Below are 17422 nucleotides of genomic sequence, written 5' to 3' on the forward strand. Positions count from 1 at the left end.
CTTCGAAATACTATTGACAGTGCTTTCAGAAAAGCGTAGAATCTATTTCGAAAAGTATAGAAATAGGTATTATGACTTAAGTCGTACTGATGCTCCGTATCAAGGAAAGGATAAATCAAATGGAAACATTCCTTTTTATGACAATTCTTGCCATGTTAGTTATCGCCATCATAAGTTTTATCGTTCTGAAGAAAAAATGGCAATTTTCAATCAAGCTCTTTTTAGTAGGTCTGATTGGTTTTGCCTTACCTGTCATGATGATTGAAGGACCTATCAATGCTGTGGCTGTTTCTGGTCTTGCTCACTCTTCTAAATGGTTGACCATTATTTATGGAGGACTTATGGCTGGCCTTGTCGAAGAAACAACACGCTATGTGGTGTTTAAGGTCCTTGCTAAGAAAAGAAGGTTGATGACATCTGATATTGTTGCCTACGGTTTTGGACATGGACTTAGTGAATTTATCTTCCTTGGAGTGATGGGCTTACTCACTAACATCATTGTTTTACAGGCCATCCATTCAGGGCAGGCCGGTCAGTTACCTTCACTTCTTGTGAGTCAGGTCAACCATTTAACGGGCTTTGCTGTGGTTATGTCTCTCTTTGAAAGATTAGTTGCCTTGGTGTTACAAGTCTTGCTTACAGCTTGGGATTTTCTAGCAGTCACTAAGCATAAGCTTTCATTCTATTTCTGGGCGATTATACTCCACGCTGCCATTGATTTTTTGGCAGGTGCTTATCAACTAGGGCTAGTCAGCAATCTCTTACTAATCGAACTTATTTTAGCTATTTATGTGTTAGGTATTGGACTTCTGACACGTCGGATTTGGAGAAAGGAGGGAACTCATGGGCTTATCTGAAACCTTAAAAGCCATCTCTGCCCCTGTGAGGAGAGAAATTTTAGACTATCTAAAGTCTGGACCAAAGTCCGCTGGTGAAATCAGCCAGCAGTTTGCCTTAGCTCCCGCAACAGTTTCCCATCATTTGTCTACCTTGAGAAAAGCGGGACTTATTGAAGAAGAAAAGCAGAAGAATTTTATCTACTATAGTTTGAACTTGACCGTTTTTGAAGAAATTTTAACTTGGATTCAATCACTTGGAGGAAAAGAAGATGAAAAATAATATGCAAAGAGTCATTGGCAATCTAGTAATACTCACACCGGTTATTGTCGGCTTAGCCCTTTACCAGCAACTCCCAAATCGGGTGGCTATCCACTTTAATGTGGAAGAACAAGCCAATGGTTTTATGAATCGCAATCTAGCAATAGTTGTCCTTCCTTTTATTGCTCTTGCCATTTATAATCTCTTATTTTCATATTTTAAACAAATAACCATTTCATTCTTGAAAGAGTTTATGTTATGGCTTATTCCGATTTCTGCAGTTATCATTCAAGGTCTCGTATTGACTGTTGCCATGGGCGGGCATGTCCAAGTTCGATTGACTGTCATTTGGTTAGTGGCACTCATTTTTCTAGTAATAGGAAATTATCTTCCTAAAAGTATTGGTCTAGCTACTAAAAATCACAGTGAGAGCAGTAACTCAGTAGCGAGAAAGTTAGGTTATCTAATGGTTGCAATGAGTCTTGCCTTGTTAATCAGCCTATACTTTAATCCCTATACTACAATTATTATTTTAGGTGTTTTTGTAGTTCTAATCTTGAGTATCTTGTTACCCAATTTTCGCAGTTTAAGAAAGTAATCGACTGATTACTTCTTTTTGTCCGTTCGTGCATTCGTGACAGAAAGATATTTTTGCTCTTGAATTTGATATGCTAGATGTGTATAATGATGTCACAGCGAACTATTAAAGGAGGTCGGTGCTCATGACAATACAAAAATTAACCAATTTAATTCACTTGCTCGACCTAATCTTGCTACAGGTTATAGGAGGTAATCTAGATGACAAAAAGCAATAACACGCAAATTACGGATATCTTAAACAATATCTATAATCTGATTGTAAATCCAGAAACAACTGAAAATGAGAGAGAGTTGCTTGTCAAGTTTAAAAATGAAATAGAAGTTGGGAAGAAGGATAATGATGAACTTCTAGCAGAATTATGTAGAGCTATTCAAGTTCTAGCAGTCCGCAATCTTTCTAAAGGCAAATCACTGAGTTCTGGAGTGAGTGACTTGAGTAAGACGCTCACAGAATTCCAAGAAAAATCAGAGCGTAACTTTAATCTAGCAAGAGGATTAACATCACTCGGCAGTTTGTCTTTTTAAATGATTTATCTGCTTGTGATGATTAGTAAAATGACAAAAAAGATCAACTAAACCCATTAAGTTGGATTTAGTTGATCTTTTATTGTTCTTATCTTGAGTGTCATAATACCTAATTTTCGCTATTTAAGAAAATAAAAAGAAGTAATCGTCTGATTACTTCTTTTTGTCTCCCAAAAACAGCTTGCTAAAATAAGTGTTCTAATGATATAATACAAGTATATTAATCTAATTTTCTAAGGAGTATCTATGAAAAAGCGTAAGAAAATTATTCTTGGTTCCATAACGGGAGCTTTGGCCTTGGCTCTTGCAGGAGGTGGTTTTTGGGCTTATAAAACCTTTGTTCCACAAGAAACGCCGATTGACAAGAATGCTACGGTAGCCTCAAATTTTTACCAAGCTGTTAACAAGGACTGGCTTCTAAAAACCAAAATTCCTGCTGATTCTCCAAGCATTGATAATTTTTATACTTTAGATGAAGATATCAAAGGAAAGCTAAAGAAGGATATCAAAAATTTAGGGGAGGGCAAGGAAACGTCGGATATTACAGGAATGTCTGAGTTTATCACCTTCTACAAGGCTGCTAGTGATTACAAGCAGCGTGAGAAAGATGGCCTTGAACCTCTCAAACCTTATCTAAAAGAAATTGAGGATATCAAGGATCTGAATGATTTGGCCAGTAAATCTGCTAGCTTGACTGATAAAGGGATTCCTCTTCCATTTGGTTATGACGTAGGAACTAACGCAGAGAATACCAGCCAAAAACAAATCCAATTGAGTCCCCCAAGTATCTTATTGCCAGATGTGTCTATTTATAAAGACGAGGCCAGCAAGAAACAATATTTGACTCCAATTGAAACAGCCACGCAAAAAGCCTTGGAAATGCTTGGATATAGCGAAAAAAATAGTAAACGGATTGTCAAAGAAGCACTGGAGTTCGACGAAATCATTGCTAAGTACAGTCTCAGTAACGAAGAGATGTCTGAAAGTAAGAATTTGGTTCACCCTAAAACAGCAGAAGAGATTAATGCCTACTCTGGTTCCTTCAAATTATATGATGTCATTAAAGGCATTATGGGACGTGATTTAGAAACCATCAATGTCCCTAATACCAAGTATTTTGAGAATTATAGTAAGGTCGTTAATCAGGATAATTTTTCTAAAATCAAATCATGGATCTTGGTGCAAGAAGCTATGGCAGCGTCAAATTCTTTGACAGAAGATTACCGTTTGAATTTTGCATCGATTAGCATGGCTATTATGGGTACACAGAAGCCAGTTTCTAAGGAAGATACGGTTTACGAGATGAGTGTCCATCTGTTTAGTGATGTCATGAGTGTCTATTATGGACGTAAATACTTTGGTGAGGAAGCCAAGACTGATGTGACAGGCATGATTGATAAAATCAAAAATGTCTATCGTGGCCGTCTCCAAAAGAATAATTGGTTGACGGAAGGTACACGCAACAAGGCCATCGAAAAGTTGGATAAAATGAAGGTTTTCGTAGGTTATCAGGAAGATGTCGATCCTGGTACTAAGGAACTACATCTTGACCCTAACAAGTCCTTCTTTGAACTGTCAGAAGATATTGCCCAGTTCGGAAAACGTTATACCATTGATCATTTTGATGATCCTATTGATAAGAATAAATGGTCTGGTTCTGCTTTTGATATCAATGCCTATTACAACCCAGAAAGTAACAGTATCAACTTCCCGGCTGGTATTTTGCAAGCTCCGTTTTATGACAAAAACCAAAGTACTGAAAAGAACTATGGTGGTATCGGTGTCGTGATTGGACATGAAATTACCCATGCCTTTGACTCCAATGGAGCCGATTATGATGAGAATGGTGACATGCATAACTGGTGGACAAAAGCAGATACTAAAGCTTTCGACAAGAGGATCAAAGCCTTTGAAGACCAGTGGAATGGTTTGGAAATTTACGGGACTAAGGTAAATGGAAAACTCACAGTCACTGAGAATGTCGCAGATGCTGGTGGTCTCTCATCCACACTACAAGTTCTCAAAACAGATATGACAAAACCTAACCTCAAGGATTACTTTGAGAACTACGCAGATATCTGGAAACAAAAGGCTAGCCTACAGTACAACAAATATACCATGGTGCAAGACGTCCACGCACCAAATGAGCTACGTGTTAACCAACAACTTAAAAACCTTCCTGAGTTCTATGAGACCTACCCTCAAATCAAAGAAGGGGATGACATGTACTTGGCACCAAGCAAACGCATTAGTTTGTGGTAAGATGTGTTGCTATTTTGTAAATCAACAAGAAGAGAATTTGGAATGGAAACATCCCAGGTTCTCTTTTTATGTTGTCGTTTTGGGGAATCATTTTCTAGTGTTATAATGGTGCTATTAAGGAAAGGATTCAAGAATGAAGCATAAAAGGAATCTGATAGAAGATAATAAAAGAGGTGAGAATCAGAGCTTTCTCTACTTCCTACACGAGGAGAAACAATTTGACGTAAAGGCACTTGATGATTTGTGTCACTACATCATAGAACTGGATACAATCAGTCTCGAGGAGCTGAGAGATATCCATTATATTGAAAATCAAATACTACGCCATCTCGTGTATCATTTTGATGATAATGATTTAAGTAAGATTTCAAATCTTCCTTTTGAGTATTGGGAGCATATAGAACCCTTTGAACGTTTGGTGGAATCTTTGTATGAGGGTGATGGTGAGAAATGACAATTATCCAGGGCATAACAAAGACTTAATCGAGCGTTTAAACCAGCAGTATGGCTATGCTAAAGATGTTAAGGAATATTTTGATTTGAAGTAGATTGATGAAAGAGATTCTGTCAGGTAGCTTTACTATGTTTTAGAAAATAAAAAGAAAACACCAGAAAAATTGATTTCTGGTGTTTTTGAATACATTTTGGCAAAAATGAGGTATTTTTCAAATGCTTACAGTTGTTAGTTTGATGTTAATCCTTTTTCTCTGTAGCTACGCCATTTTCGTCAATAATATAGGTTTTTCCATCTTTTTCAAGCGTAGTGTTAGTGGTAATTGGAGAACCTTTTGAGTATGGACTAACTGATATCGGCATTTCAAAATGATAAAGTTTACCATCAAACTCTGCCCATTCGCCACTAAAAGGAGTAGTCATATAAATTTCAGGGTTGAAATAATAAAGTCTATTATCTTCTAACCGAATGACACCTGTTTTTACAACTCCATTTTCATCAGAGATACAGAAACCATTCCAAGAGGTCGAGGTGTCTGTAGCTGTATTCCTTAGAAGTCGTCCTTTAGGGCCAAAAAGATAGGTCTTTTCATTGATAGTTTTTAGATATGTTCGGTTTTCAGCTCCCCATGGTGGGCTAATGTAGTAGGTTTCATTATTATGAGTAACCCATCCGAACTGTAGATGACCGTCTTTATCAGCATAATAGTACTTGTAGTTGCCGTCAATATCATTAGAAAGCATACTACCGTCTTTTTTGAAGAAATAATCGAAATCACCTATCTTGTGTCTATCATTTCGAACTTGGTAGCCATCTTCTTTAAAATAAACACGTTTACCGTCAATAGTTGCCCAACCAAATATCTGGCTTCCATCCTCGCCAAAATAAGTATATTTTTTAGAAAAGTAATCGCCTGTTTCATGGAATTTATTTACGAACATAGCACCAGTATCTTCATCGAAGAAATAGTACTTTCCATCAAGCAAAAGTCGTTTTCCTTTGGCTTGTTTTCCAGTTGGATCAAAGTAGTATTTTTGATGATTAATAATCTGAAGTCCAGTGGCTACCTGTCCATTTTCTTTAATATAAGCCCAATCACCATCTTTATCTTGAATAAATTGTCCAGGTTTATTCATAGTTACATAACCATTTTGGTCAATGATATAACGAATACCATTAAGTTCAAGTGTTCGGTTAGTCCACATAGCTCCGCTGTCTCTATCGAAATAATGTGTTTGACCGTCAATTTCGACAAGTCTTCCCTTAGCTTGTTTGCCCTCTTTATCAAAGTATAGAGTGACATTATCTATTGAATGGAGTCCGGTGACAGCTTTTCCCTCGTTATCAAAGTAGTACCAATTCCATGCATCATCGTGTTCGAAACGATTTGTTAGTTTAGTTTCGGTCGCTACTCCTTTATCATCAATGAGGTAGGCTTTTTTATTGTAAACTAAGGTCTTGGAAACTGTGAGAGGGGAAGTTTCGGAAAGCGAACTTGTTCTATTGAAAGCATAGAATTTATTATCACTTTGAATTACAGTTTCTTCAATCTTAGTTAAATCTGTGTTTTCTGGAAGTAGATGTCCGATGTAGAAATCATTGTTTTCATCAAGATAGTATAGATTACTATAATTATCACGAATAATACGTTTAATCTTATCGGTCTTTGTTCGTACTCCGTGGTCAATAATGTCTACTTCTTCCCTGACGGTATGGGTATAACTTCTTCCACCATTCTTGTAAGTTCTGTTTATGCTAGGCTCTAAGTGGTATAGCTTATCATCAATCGTTTTCCAAGTAGGTGTTGTAACTGTAAACATTTTGGGGATATTGCTATTATCAAAATAGATATTTTCAAAATAATAGAGTTTACCATTATTTGCAGTGCTAACACCAGTAAGTAGAATTCCATCCTTATCTGTACCTACGATGCCAGAGTAGTATGCATCATAATCCAGTTCCTGACGTCCGAGTAAAGGTCCGAGATAGTTTTTTAGAAGTTTGCCTTCAAAATAGTAATAGTCCTTGCCTCCTTTATTGACTATACCAGTGACTGGTGAACCAGAATTTGAAAAATAGTAGTCATCACCATTAATATGATGTTCTCCGGTTAGTACTTGGCCAAATTTATTGGAGCGATAGCTAGTATTTAAAGTTCCAACAAAGACACGTAATGACTGAATATAAAAGGCATCTTTTACCAATTTTCCATGATTATCAAAGAGGTAGTTTTGTCCTTTGAAGATAGTAAGATCATTTTCAACTCGACCCTTATAATCAAAATAATAAAGTTGATCGCCAACTCGATGCCATCCATAGTAACGTCGACCATCAGAACCATAATATTCGTTATACGTTTTAGCAAATGGTTCCTGTCTTCTGATTTCAATAGACCAAGTATGCCAATAGTTGGTTTTTACAGCACCTGAATAGTGACTAAAATAGTAATGGGAGCCGTCAATGATTCTTTCCCCATTTTTCGCTTGACGACCTTCTTTGTCAAAGTAAAGAGTTACTCCATCTACATTTTGCCATCCTTTTAGTTTCTCTCCTGTTGCGGTGTAATAGTACCAGTTGCCTGAGGAATCTTCTTGGAAATGGCCACCAGAAACAAGTGGACGTTGAGGAAGTTTCTGTTCAGTTTCAATCAAAAGTCCATTAGCTTCTGCGTGGTAAGTTTTTCCATTGATAGTAATGTCGGTATTTATGACCTTATGACCACTATCCTTATCGAAGTAATAGGGTTCGATACCTATTGTAACGATTTCACCCTTGGCCTGAACACCGTCTGGGTAGAAATACATGTCGAAGCCATCTATAGTCTGTTCGCCTGTTAGAAGTTTCCCTTCTTTATCACTATAGTACCAGTTGCCGTCGTCATCCGACCAAAAACGGTCACGAACCAATTGGCCAGTATCTTTTTGAAAATAATAGGAATTTCCATCTAGTACGACAAAGGCATCTTTAGCTTGAACACCATTAGGGTAAAAGTAGAGTGGAATATTGTCAATAACTTGGCTACCAGTAAGTGCTTTCCCATCGTGGCCTAAATAGTACCAATTTCCATTCTTATCAGATGCAAAAGCATTACGGGTAAGTTGTCCACTATCTTTCTCAAAGTGATATGTTGATCCATTAACGTGACGGGTGTCTCCTTTGACTTGCTTACCATCGGCATCGAAGTAGACATTCACATTATCAATATTTTGCATACCAGTAAGTGCTTTCCCATCCTTAATATAGTACCAGCTGCCCTGATCATCGCTAGTGTAATGACCGCCGGATATTACAGGACTTTCTTCTACTTCATGGGCTGTATTTGTTTCAGAATGTGATGTTTCAGAGCTTACGACTTCACTGCTAGTAACAGTAGAGACTTCCGAACGAAAAGCTTGTTGAGAGTTAATTTCAGAAGTACTTGTTTCTGGAACAGTTGCTTCAGTGGTACTTAGGTCAGATTCAGTAGAAGTAGCTTCAGTGATGTTTTCTCTTGTATTGGGGGCGTCGAAAGATTTGTTTTCTTCTGGTTTAGTAATAACTTCATTAGTTGACGAGCTTACGACATCAATTGCGTTTTCTTGGATGCTGTTTTCAACAGTTGGTTCTGAGGTGGGGTGAGTCTGTTCAGCTGCGGACACATAGCCCAAGTTTGCAAAACTAAGTCCTAGAGCTAGACCAGTTACTGCAATGGTTACCCATTGCTTTTTTACTTTGTGAAGTTTAAAGTATACTTTCTTTTCCATGATAATGCTCCTTTCATTAAACTGAACAATGTTAGCAAGGATATGGTTAACTCATGAGTAAAATTAAGTTAATATTATAGTTCTATTGCTTACATATCAAGTTTATCATCACATTTCAATAAAATCAAAGAATTGTGTAAGCGTTTTTATTTTTTGTATAAACTCTTTCCAACTCTACTCTAAACAAAACTGATAGTATATGAATGATAAACTTTCATTAAAGAGAGTTAATGATGTATTTGCTTTAAGTTAGCAGCGGATAGATCCTTGAGTAGGGTATTTTTGATATTCATAATATGCTATCCACTGATTTTAGAACGCCACCAAAAAAGCCACTGGCATATAAAACCAATGGCTTTCAACAATTTATTTTTTCTTCCCTAGTACAAAATAGCGGCTAGGGATTTGTTGTGTCAAACTGACGGCGATGGCGATGGTAAAGGAGGCCAGGAAACAAGCTCGTAGGAAGCTGAGGCCTAGGTCTGCATTTCCGATTAAGAGGAAGTAGACCGCACGGTAGAAGCTCATCCCAGGGATGAGTGGGAACATGCTTGAGGCTAGGAAGACTGTAGCTGGACATCTACGGTAGTGGGCCAAAAAGCGTGAGGTGATAGTGACTAATAGGGCTGGGAAGAGGATGGCGAGGACCTCGTGATGGGTATTATTCCAAATCAAGAGGTAGAGGAGCCATGAGCCGGCACCTAGGGTCCCAAGGTCTAAGAAGTATTTCTTAGGCACTCGGTAAAGCACGGAGAAGGCTGCTGTCCCAAGTCCTGCCATGAAGGTCTGAATCAAGACCCCCAGCCATGAGGTTGACGGTGTTGAGAATATGCCTGATAACTGTTCCGCAAAGGGGAGGATGGAAATCATGGCAAGAACACCGACAGAGATAGATAGACAAGTGGAGACCCCTGACAACATCAGGGCTAGACCGCTATAGTAGTTGTTCTGGGTGAATTCTCGAATGGCATTTACAAAGTAAGCCCCAGGAATCAAAATCATCAAGGTGCCCAGAATAATCACGCTACGATGTTGCCCGATACCCAAATAATAGAGAATGTTAGCTGATAAAGCGGCAATGGCACTAGAAAGGATAATCTGCAAGAAACTGGTATGAATAAAACGGGAAAAGAGTTGCATGCCAATCCCTACAAAAACTCCCGATATAGCCGCAGCAGTTCCATCAATCCAGCTACTTCCAAGGGCTAGTGAGAAGCTCCCTGCACCAATGACACAGGCTATAATATCCTCTAAAGGACGATAGAAAGTCTTCTGCTCAATGGTTTTCAGCTTTTGGAAAATGCTAGATACAGGCTGATTTGGCTGTTCTGCCAGTTCTCGAGACAGGCGGTTTACTTCCTCTAGTTTACCTAGATGGATAGACGGGACTGAGGTAGCTAGGACACGAGACTCTTTAAGACCTGAGCGGTTGAGTCCAGAAATCATGACTCCTCGATTGACCACATAAGTGGAGAAGTCTCTGATACCAAGAGACTTGGCCATGTGTCCCATGGTGTCCTCGATACGGTAAATCTCAGCACCGCTCTCCATAAGGACACGGCCTGCCTGAAGGACGGCATCCATTTCATTTTTGGTTTCTATTTCTGTCTCTCTTGGAAAATCGATGGTCATTTGAACCTCCTTAGCGCTTAATTCGTCATTCCATTATAAGGCTTGAATGGTGGTTTTTCAATAGCTTTGACGACTAAAATAGGACTTTCTATGAGATTTTTCTTCTACTTAATGATAGGGGGCAGGAAAATGGGGGGGCTTGCCTTTTGCCTTGCTATTGGTAGAGGCAAATGCTACAATTAAATTATAAAATGTATGCGTTTACATATTTTTACGCTACCTTTCTCAAAAAGCGTTTAAGTCCTTTATTTATAGGGGTCTTAGCAATTAAAGAAGGGAACAAATGTAAGTGCAAATAGATGATACCTTTGAAAAGGAGGCAGTTCCATGAAAAAAATTATCAATAAACCTGAAAATGTTGTGACAGAGATGCTAGATGGTTTGGCTTATGTTCACAGTGATTTGGTGCATCGTGTTGACGGCTTTGACATCATTGTAAGAAATGAGCAGGCTGCTGGTCAAGTTGGTCTCATTTCTGGTGGCGGAAGTGGTCATGAGCCAGCTCACGCTGGTTTTGTAGGTGATGGTATGCTTTCAGCAGCCATCGCAGGTGCAGTATTTACGTCACCAACGCCTGATCAAATTTTGGAAGCTATCAAGGAAGCAGATCAAGGGGCTGGTGTCTTCATGGTTGTTAAAAATTATTCTGGGGACATCATGAATTTTGAGATGGCTCAAGAATTGGCTGAAATGGAAGGTATCGAGGTTGCCAGTGTCGTTGTGGACGACGATATTGCTGTGGAAAATAGCCTCTATACTCAAGGTCGTCGTGGGGTTGCAGGTACCATTTTCGTGCATAAGATCCTAGGTCATGCGGCTCGCGAAGGTAAGTCTCTGGCTGAAATCAAAGACTTGGCTGACAAGATTGTTCCTAATATCCACACTATTGGTTTGGCCCTTAGCGGTGCGACAGTTCCTGAGGTCGGCAAGCCTGGTTTTGTCCTAGCAGAGGATGAAATAGAGTACGGTATTGGTATCCATGGTGAACCAGGCTATCGCAAGGAGTCTATGCAACCTTCTCGACAGTTAGCTGAAGAATTGACAGGGAAGCTCCTTGAAGCCTTTGAGGCTAAGTCAGGCGAACGCTATGCCCTTCTCATCAATGGTATGGGTGCGACACCTCTCATGGAGCAGTATGTCTTTGCTAATGATGTAGCAAGCATTCTTGGAGATGCCGGACTAGATGTGGCATATAAAAAATTAGGTAATTACATGACATCTATTGATATGGCAGGCCTCTCATTGACTCTGATGAAGATTGAAGATGAGGCTTGGCTTGAGGCTTTGGAGAGTCCAGTTAAGACTATTGCTTGGTAGTCTGACGTGAGAACTAGAAATTAGGTATATTATGGATAAAACAGTTGCAGTAAAATGGATGCAAGGCTTTAACCAAAAAGTTGAAGCAGAAAAAGACCACTTGTCTGAATTAGACGGTCCTATTGGAGATGGTGATCATGGTGCTAACTTGGCGCGTGGTATGGCGGCAGCCATTGAGGCTATTAAGAGCACGGAACCACAAAGTGCAGCAGAAGTGTTTAAGGCAGTCTCAATGGCCTTGATTAGCAAGGTTGGTGGTGCCTCAGGTCCGCTCTATGGGTCTGCCTTTATGGGCATGATGAAGGCTGAACAAGCTGGACAGGATTTGGCAGGAGTGCTTGAGGCAGGTCTCGAGATGATTAAAAAACGTGGCCATGCAGAAGCCGGTGAAAAGACCATGGTGGATGTTTGGCATCCGGTTGTTGAAGCTGTCAAACAAGGTCAATTAACCAATGACCTTATTGATCAAGCTGTTCTTTCAACCAAGGAAGTTGTGGCTACCAAGGGGCGTGCCTCTTATGTAGGTGAGCGTTCTATTGGTCACATTGATCCAGGCTCTTATTCGTCTGGTCTACTCTTCAAAGCCTTGCTAGAATCGGAGGGCTAGGATATGCCAGAACTTGGAATTGTGATTGTGTCCCACTCTGCGGATATTGCTAAAGGTTTGGTGAGCCTGATTCGTGAAGTCGCTCCAGATATCCCTTTGACGGCTACAGGTGGTCTGGAAGATGGCGGCCTGGGATCTAGTTTTGACCATGTGCAAGTGGCTGTGGACAGTCAGCCAGCCAATCGCCTTCTGGCTTTTTACGACTTGGGCAGTGCACGTATGAACTTGGAAATGCTTGAGGAATTTTCAGACAAGGAAATCCTTATTCAACAGGTACCTCTCATTGAGGGGGCCTATGCGGCTGCAGCCTTGCTTCAGGCAGGAGCGAGTGAGGTTGAAATCTTATCTCAGATAAATGAATTAACCATTCAAAAATAGAATAAAGGAAAACTATGACAAATCAAATTAAGTATAAATGGGCTACTCTTGGGACGGGTGTTATTGCCAATGAGTTGGCACAGGCTTTAGAGGCTCTAGGTGGTAAACTCTATTCCGTTGCAAATCGTACCTATGATAAGGGGGTGGCCTTTGCTGAGAAATATGGAATCGAAAAGGTTTATAAAGAAATCGACGAAGTTTTTGAAGACCCTGAAGTGGATATTATCTATATCTCAACGCCTCACAATACGCATATTAATTACCTTCGCAAGGCCCTCGCAGCTGGCAAGCATGTGCTCTGTGAGAAGTCCATCACTCTCAACAGTGAGGAATTGGCAGAAGCGATAAAGCTTGCTGAAGAAAACCATGTCAAACTGGCAGAAGCCATGACCATTTTCCATATGCCTATTTATCGAAAACTCTCTGAAATCGTGGAAAGTGGTAAGTTGGGACCTCTTAAGGTTATCCAGATGAACTTCGGTTCTTATAAAGAATATGACATGACCAACCGCTTTTTCAATCGTAACTTGGCTGGTGGAGCTTTACTTGATATCGGTGTCTATGCCCTTTCCTTTGTACGTTGGTTCATGACGTCGCAACCGACAGAGATGGTTTCACAGGTTAAATTAGCTCCAACTGGTGTTGATGAACAAGCGGGTATTCTCCTTGCCAATGCAGAAGGGGAAATGGCAACGGTGACGCTAAGTCTTCACGCCAAACAGCCTAAACGTGGTACTATCGCCTATGATAAGGGCTATATCGAACTTTATGAATACCCACGTGGGCAAAAGGCGGTCATCACCTATACGGAAGATGGCTCACAAGAAGTCATCGAAGCAGGAGAAACCGCTAAAGCCCTCCAGTATGAGGTCCTCGATATGGAAGCAGCTGTTGCAGGCGAGGATGATCATACCTACCTCAATTACAGCCGAGATGTCATGGATCTCATGACACAACTCCGTAAAGACTGGGGTTTGACCTACCCAGAAGAAGAGTAGGAGTTTTGAAAACAGAGTAAAAAATTAGACTTATGTACTGACTCCAAATAGATATGCTGTCAATTAAAGTGAGTTTTTAGCTCTATATTCCATAGAAGTAAGGTCGTTTAATTGATTCTATATAAATACATTTATGTCAAAGGAGAAAGACTATGAGAAATTTTGCAAGTCCGTCACGTTACATTCAAGGTGAAAATGCCTTATTTGAAAATGCAAAAACCATTTTGGAATTGGGAACTCATCCTGTTTTACTATGTGACTCAGTAGTTTATGATATTGTAGGTAAACGTTTCGAAGAATACCTTGTTCAAAATGGACTCACAGTTGTACCAGTCTTCTTTAATGGAGAAGCATCGGATAATGAAATTAATCGTGTGGTCAGCCTAGCCAAAGAAGAAGGCTGTGATTTAGTTATTGGACTCGGTGGCGGTAAGACTATCGATAGTGCTAAAGCTATTGCAGACCTTCTACAATCGTCAGTTGTTATTGCCCCAACTATCGCATCTACAGATGCTCCAGTTTCAGCTTTGTCTGTTATCTATACTGACGAGGGTGCCTTTGAGCGCTATATCTTCTATTCTAAGAACCCAGAGTTGGTTTTGGTTGATAGTAAGGTTATCTCTCAAGCGCCAAAACGCTTGCTCGCTTCTGGTATCGCAGATGGCTTAGCAACTTGGGTAGAAGCTCGAGCAGTTATGCAAGCAAATGGTAAAACCATGCTAGGCAAACACCAAACACTTGCTGGTGTTGCCATTGCTGAACGCTGTGAAGAAATCCTTTTTGCAGATGGTCTACAAGCCATGGCCGCTTGTGAAGCTAAAGTGGTAACGCCTGCCCTGGAAAATATTATTGAAGCTAATACCCTTCTTAGTGGTATTGGATTTGAAAGTGGTGGTTTGGCTGCTGCTCATGCCATCCATAATGGTTTCACAGCTCTCACTGGCGATATTCACCATTTGACTCATGGTGAAAAAGTAGCCTACGGAACTCTTGTGCAATTGTTCTTAGAAAATCGTCCAAAAGAAGTTTTGGATAAATACATTCGCTTCTATCAACAAATTGGCATGCCAACTACTCTTAAAGAAATGCATCTTGAAAATGCAAGCTATGAAGATCTTCTCAAGGTTGGTCAACAAGCAACAATCGAAGGAGAAACTATCCATCAAATGCCATTTGAAGTGAAGGCTTCTGATATTGCGCAAGCCATCGTTGCTGTAGATGCTTATGTTCATGGATTAGCCTAAGTAAATTTGCTCTTTTGTAGGGAAAGTGCCACCATTCCCGTATAGGAATATTATCCCCCTCAGGCACTTATCCCAACAGGATAGTCAAATTCTTATAGGAAAGGGTTCAGTTCTGTATTAGATAGGACTGAGCCCTTTTTACTATTTAAAATCCAATATTTCTAAAGTTAATCAAAGCGGTTTAAGAACTTTTGAAAACATAAAACATTTTCAAGAAATCCTGATTTAACAGTCATTTCACTTGTGTAAGCGTTTCAAAAAGTGTATACTATAAGTAGAAAGATAGGAAAAGGAGATGACTAGTGGCTAGTATAACAATTGAAGCGAGCAAGGTAGCTAGAAAGAGTCCTATTCGCGTAGACAGTAGTCTTGTGGGGACAGTTTCTGGAGTGGAAGACGTGAGCGTTTCCCTACCATCGTCGAAAGCTCGTTTGAGTGTCGGAAAGTTGGGTTACAAGTCTAACACCATTTCTGTCGAGGACGGACAAACCGTTCGTGTTACTAGCAATTTTCTAAATCGTTTCATAGCGATAGCGCCGTTGTTACTCTATCTTGTTGGAGGTCGTTACCTCCCACTCGTGGCAGTCCTATCTACTATAATTTTGCTTTTTAGCTTACCTTTTCTCAAGTTAGAAATCGTAGGCTGATTAGAATTGGGAGTGGCTTAGCCCTCTGTTTGATACCTTTAACTCACTTTTTCATAATAATGCTAGGCCACTCCCTTTTCATTGGGAACGGGTCGAGACGAAAGAGTGGGTTATCAAAAAGGGAACTCGATAGAGTTTCCCTTTTTTCTTTCTCAAGTTAAATTCAGTTCTAAAAGACCTCAGTTGCTAAATCTGAGGTCTTTGTTGTTTCTAGTGATCTATTATTTACGATACAATTTGTCGTATTGATAGTAAGGGTCGAAGGTCACATTGATACCAAGCTTACGGAGAACATTTTTATCTTCATCAGTAAGGATGATAGTTGAGTGGGCTTCAGAACCCTTGAGGTTACCAAGTTCCTCCATGGCACGCGCCGCATCCGCATTGTTGGCAGCTGTAATGGCCAAGGCGATAAGGATTTCGTTGGAGTGGAGACGAGGATTACGGCTACCCAGATGGTCAATTTTCAGACCTTGGATAGGTTTAACCACTTCAGGCTCGATAAGTTTAGTATCCTTATCAATACCTGCAGAAGTCTTGATAGCATTAATCAAAGCAGCTGCAGTTGGACCAAAGAGTTCTGAATTCTTACCAGTGACGATTTGACCATTTGGCAATTCGAGGGCAAGAGCAGAACCACCTGTTTCTTCAGCCTTAGTGCGTGCTGCAACAACCACTTGGCGATCTTCAGGAGTAATACCAAGGTCATTCATGAGCAACTCAATCTTCTTGACAGCAGTCTCAGGAACACGTTCATTTTTGAAATCAAGGACGGTTTGATAGTAGCGACGGATGATTTCTTGTTTAGAAGCTTCTTTGGCTGCCTCATCATCCGTAATGGCAAAACCAACCATGTTAACACCCATATCCGTAGGTGAAGCGTAAGGTGACTCACCAAGGATGCGCTCAAGCATACGTTTGAGGACTGGGAAAATCTCGATGTCACGGTTGTAGTTTACCGTAGTTTTGCCATAAGTTTCCAAGTGGAATGGGTCAATCATATTGACATCATCAAGGTCGGCAGTGGCAGCTTCATAGGCCAAGTTGACTGGGTGATGAAGTGGCAAATTCCAAACTGGGAAGGTTTCAAATTTTGCATAACCTGATTTGATGCCATTGATTTGGTCGTGGTACATGTTAGACATACATGTCGCCAATTTACCAGAACCAGGACCAGGAGCAGTAACGACGATAAGGTTACGGCTAGTCTTGATATAGTCATTTTTTCCCATACCTTCAGGAGAAATGATATGGTTCATATCCGTTGGATAGCCCTTGATAGGGTAATGGATGTAAGACGTGATGCCATTTTTTTCCAGTTGGTTACGGAAGGCATCAGCCGCAGGTTGACCTGAATACTGCGTAATAACAACAGAACCCACATAGATATTGAGCTCGTTGAATTTATCAATCAGACGAAGGACCTCTTGGTCGTAGGAAATGCCAAGGTCACCACGAGCCTTAGAGTGCTCGATATTGCTAGCATTGATGGCGATAACCACTTCAACCTGATCTTTAAGCTCTTGAAGGAGCTTGATTTTATTGTCAGGCTCATAACCAGGAAGGACACGAGCAGCGTGGAAATCCTCCAACATTTTACCACCAAACTCCAAGTAGAGTTTCCCGTCAAACTGGTTAATACGCTCCAAAATATGGTCGCGTTGCAGATTCAAATACTGTTCAGAACTAAAAGCTTGTTTCTTCATAAATAAAAATACCTCTGAGGAAAATTATATCAAATGCCGAGGGTAAATGCTATTGGCGAGAGACGATTTATGGGAGAAAAAGAGGTGAAGTCAATCATGAAACGAATTTTTTATGATAGTCCTTTAGAGTTATTATTTAATTGGAGTTCTCATCTCAGCAGTTAGATTTTTAGATAACAATCACTTTAGAATATTGAATTTCATAAAGGTT

At 40.1% G+C, this 17422-nt stretch carries 15 protein-coding genes; 12 read left to right on the forward strand and 3 right to left on the reverse strand.

Translation table 11 applies throughout. The features are described 5' to 3' along the window. Positions 1-119 precede the first annotated feature (119 nt). The 6 genes from H7T99_RS06145 to H7T99_RS06170 all read left to right on the forward strand — a co-directional run bounded on the left by H7T99_RS06145 (position 120) and on the right by H7T99_RS06170 (position 4939). Positions 120-857, forward strand: a complete 738-nt coding sequence (locus H7T99_RS06145; protein WP_037602266.1) for a YhfC family glutamic-type intramembrane protease — start codon at positions 120-122, stop codon at positions 855-857. After that, positions 844-1119, forward strand: a complete 276-nt coding sequence (locus tag H7T99_RS06150) for an autorepressor SdpR family transcription factor (protein WP_037602264.1) — start codon at positions 844-846, stop codon at positions 1117-1119. Before H7T99_RS06145 ends, H7T99_RS06150 begins: the two co-directional genes overlap by 14 nt. Then, entirely contained in the window at positions 1109-1696 is a 588-nt protein-coding gene (locus tag H7T99_RS06155) for a DUF1648 domain-containing protein (RefSeq protein WP_037602261.1), read from the forward strand. Before H7T99_RS06150 ends, H7T99_RS06155 begins: the two co-directional genes overlap by 11 nt. A gap of 200 nt (positions 1697-1896) precedes the next feature. Continuing rightward, positions 1897-2223, forward strand: coding sequence for a bacteriocin immunity protein (locus H7T99_RS06160; protein WP_037602259.1), 327 nt, complete (start codon positions 1897-1899; stop codon positions 2221-2223). 246 nt (positions 2224-2469) lie between these two features. Continuing rightward, complete coding sequence (locus tag H7T99_RS06165; protein ID WP_014632902.1) at positions 2470-4485, forward strand: M13 family metallopeptidase; 2016 nt, start codon at positions 2470-2472, stop codon at positions 4483-4485. Between the two features lie 133 nt (positions 4486-4618). Beyond that, positions 4619-4939, forward strand: a complete 321-nt coding sequence (locus H7T99_RS06170) for a hypothetical protein (protein ID WP_037602257.1) — start codon at positions 4619-4621, stop codon at positions 4937-4939. 239 nt (positions 4940-5178) lie between these two features. Here H7T99_RS06170 and H7T99_RS06175 read toward each other — a convergent pair whose 3' ends face one another. Beyond that, positions 5179-8682: a KxYKxGKxW signal peptide domain-containing protein gene (locus H7T99_RS06175; protein WP_037602255.1), complete on the reverse strand. Its 3504-nt coding sequence runs from the start codon at positions 8680-8682 to the stop codon at positions 5179-5181. A 366-nt stretch (positions 8683-9048) separates the two neighbouring features. Beyond that, positions 9049-10314 carry a threonine/serine ThrE exporter family protein gene (locus H7T99_RS06180; protein WP_002891300.1) on the reverse strand — a complete coding sequence of 422 codons (1266 nt, stop codon included), beginning with the start codon at positions 10312-10314 and terminating at the stop codon, positions 9049-9051. Positions 10315-10641: 327 nt separating this feature from the next. Here H7T99_RS06180 and dhaK point away from each other — a divergent pair, with 327 nt between their 5' ends. The 6 genes from dhaK to H7T99_RS06210 all read left to right on the forward strand — a co-directional run bounded on the left by dhaK (position 10642) and on the right by H7T99_RS06210 (position 15505). Then, the gene (gene dhaK, locus H7T99_RS06185) at positions 10642-11631 is read left to right on the forward strand and encodes a dihydroxyacetone kinase subunit DhaK (RefSeq protein ID WP_002891299.1); all 990 of its coding nucleotides are present in this window, start codon (positions 10642-10644) and stop codon (positions 11629-11631) included. Positions 11632-11662: 31 nt separating this feature from the next. Further along, the gene (gene dhaL, locus H7T99_RS06190; protein ID WP_037602252.1) at positions 11663-12238 is read left to right on the forward strand and encodes a dihydroxyacetone kinase subunit DhaL; all 576 of its coding nucleotides are present in this window, start codon (positions 11663-11665) and stop codon (positions 12236-12238) included. Between the two features lie 3 nt (positions 12239-12241). Continuing rightward, positions 12242-12616, forward strand: a complete 375-nt coding sequence (gene dhaM, locus H7T99_RS06195; RefSeq protein WP_021143900.1) for a dihydroxyacetone kinase phosphoryl donor subunit DhaM — start codon at positions 12242-12244, stop codon at positions 12614-12616. Between the two features lie 14 nt (positions 12617-12630). Further along, on the forward strand, positions 12631-13614 hold the full coding sequence (locus H7T99_RS06200) for a Gfo/Idh/MocA family protein (protein WP_037602250.1): 984 nt from the start codon (positions 12631-12633) through the stop codon (positions 13612-13614). Between the two features lie 152 nt (positions 13615-13766). Beyond that, positions 13767-14858, forward strand: a complete 1092-nt coding sequence (locus tag H7T99_RS06205; RefSeq protein ID WP_037602248.1) for a glycerol dehydrogenase — start codon at positions 13767-13769, stop codon at positions 14856-14858. Between the two features lie 302 nt (positions 14859-15160). Then, a complete protein-coding gene (locus tag H7T99_RS06210) occupies positions 15161-15505 on the forward strand; it encodes a hypothetical protein (RefSeq protein WP_037602246.1) in 345 nt (114 codons plus the stop codon). A 221-nt stretch (positions 15506-15726) separates the two neighbouring features. Here the strand turns inward: H7T99_RS06210 and H7T99_RS06215 are convergent, their stop codons facing one another. Then, complete coding sequence (locus H7T99_RS06215) at positions 15727-17211, reverse strand: DUF1846 domain-containing protein (protein ID WP_037602244.1); 1485 nt, start codon at positions 17209-17211, stop codon at positions 15727-15729. Between the last annotated feature and the right edge of the window lie 211 nt (positions 17212-17422).

The organism is Streptococcus sp. 17.1 (genome assembly GCF_016648655.1).
Taxonomy (GTDB): domain Bacteria; phylum Bacillota; class Bacilli; order Lactobacillales; family Streptococcaceae; genus Streptococcus; species Streptococcus salivarius_E.

Coding starts and splice junctions, on each gene's coding strand:
- H7T99_RS06165 (WP_014632902.1), top strand. CDS start 2,470: ATGAAAAAGCGTAAGAAAATTATTCTTGGTTCCATAACGGGAGCTTTG.
- H7T99_RS06155 (WP_037602261.1), top strand. CDS start 1,109: ATGAAAAATAATATGCAAAGAGTCATTGGCAATCTAGTAATACTCACA.
- H7T99_RS06150 (WP_037602264.1), top strand. CDS start 844: ATGGGCTTATCTGAAACCTTAAAAGCCATCTCTGCCCCTGTGAGGAGA.
- H7T99_RS06215 (WP_037602244.1), bottom strand. CDS start 17,211: ATGAAGAAACAAGCTTTTAGTTCTGAACAGTATTTGAATCTGCAACGC.
- H7T99_RS06160 (WP_037602259.1), top strand. CDS start 1,897: ATGACAAAAAGCAATAACACGCAAATTACGGATATCTTAAACAATATC.
- dhaL (WP_037602252.1), top strand. CDS start 11,663: ATGGATAAAACAGTTGCAGTAAAATGGATGCAAGGCTTTAACCAAAAA.
- H7T99_RS06175 (WP_037602255.1), bottom strand. CDS start 8,682: ATGGAAAAGAAAGTATACTTTAAACTTCACAAAGTAAAAAAGCAATGG.
- H7T99_RS06205 (WP_037602248.1), top strand. CDS start 13,767: ATGAGAAATTTTGCAAGTCCGTCACGTTACATTCAAGGTGAAAATGCC.
- H7T99_RS06200 (WP_037602250.1), top strand. CDS start 12,631: ATGACAAATCAAATTAAGTATAAATGGGCTACTCTTGGGACGGGTGTT.
- dhaK (WP_002891299.1), top strand. CDS start 10,642: ATGAAAAAAATTATCAATAAACCTGAAAATGTTGTGACAGAGATGCTA.
- H7T99_RS06145 (WP_037602266.1), top strand. CDS start 120: ATGGAAACATTCCTTTTTATGACAATTCTTGCCATGTTAGTTATCGCC.
- dhaM (WP_021143900.1), top strand. CDS start 12,242: ATGCCAGAACTTGGAATTGTGATTGTGTCCCACTCTGCGGATATTGCT.
- H7T99_RS06180 (WP_002891300.1), bottom strand. CDS start 10,314: ATGACCATCGATTTTCCAAGAGAGACAGAAATAGAAACCAAAAATGAA.
- H7T99_RS06170 (WP_037602257.1), top strand. CDS start 4,619: ATGAAGCATAAAAGGAATCTGATAGAAGATAATAAAAGAGGTGAGAAT.